Annotated in this window: 1 protein-coding gene; it reads left to right on the forward strand. The window is 71.3% G+C overall.

Features of this window, described 5'->3' with window-relative positions:
• A partial coding sequence (locus tag ADL01_RS21440; protein WP_159049589.1) for a maltotransferase domain-containing protein occupies window positions 1-1,168 on the forward strand: 1,168 nt, incomplete at both ends.

The following is a 1,168-nucleotide window of genomic DNA, read 5'->3' on the forward strand; positions in this document are numbered from 1 at the left end:
ATCGGCCGCATCCCGGTGCGGGATGTGCGCCCGGCCGTCGACAGCGGCAGACGCCCGGCGAAGGCCGTCGTGGGAGAGACCTTCCAGGTCACCGCGACGGTCTTCCGCGAGGGCCATGACGCGGTCGGCGCGAACGTCGTGCTCTGCGACGCGACGGGCCGACCGGGCCCCTGGACGCCGATGCGCGAACTCGCCCCGGGCAGCGACCGCTGGGGCGCGGACGTCACCCCGGACACCACGGGCCACTGGACCTATCGGGTCGAGGCGTGGGGCGACCCGATCAGCACCTGGCGGCACCACGCCGGCATCAAGATTCCGGCCGGGATCGACGTCGGGCTGATGCTGGAGGAGGGCGCGCTGCTGTACGAGCGGGCCGCCGCCTGTGTGCCGAAACGGGCGGCCCGCGCTGTCGTGCTGGCCGCCGCCCAGGCCCTGGGCGACGACTCCCTCCCCGTCGCGGAACGGCTCGCGTCGGCTCTGTCCCCGGCGGTGGACAAGGTGCTGCGTCGGTATCCGTTGCGTGAGCTGGTGACGTCGAGTGAGGCGTTGGCGCTGGTGGTGGAGCGGGAGCGGGCGCTGTACGGGGCGTGGTACGAGTTCTTTCCCCGGTCCGAGGGCACGCCGGAGCGGCCGCACGGGACGTTCAGGTCGGCGGCACGGCGGTTGCCGGCGATCGCGGGAATGGGTTTCGACGTCGTGTATCTGCCGCCGATCCATCCGATCGGGCGCACCTTCCGCAAGGGCCCCAACAACACGCTGTCCGCGTCCGCGCAGGATGTGGGGGTGCCGTGGGCGATCGGCTCGGAGGACGGCGGTCATGACGCCGTCCACCCGGATCTGGGCACCCTGGACGACTTCGCCTTCTTCGTCGCGGAGGCGGGCCGGCACGGGATGGAAGTGGCGCTGGACTTCGCGCTGCAGTGCTCGCCTGACCATCCCTGGGTGCACAAGCATCCCCAGTGGTTCCATCACCGCCCCGACGGGACGATCGCGTACGCGGAGAACCCGCCGAAGAAGTACCAGGACATCTACCCCATCGCCTTCGACGCCGACCTGCCCGGTCTGGTCGCGGAGACGGTGCGGGTGCTGCGGCACTGGATGGCGCACGGGGTGCGGATCTTCCGCGTCGACAACCCGCACACCAAGCCGGTCGTCTTCTGGGAACAGG

Origin of the sequence: Streptomyces sp. NRRL WC-3618, from assembly GCF_001280005.1 — a bacterium.
GTDB lineage: Bacteria > Actinomycetota > Actinomycetes > Streptomycetales > Streptomycetaceae > Streptomyces.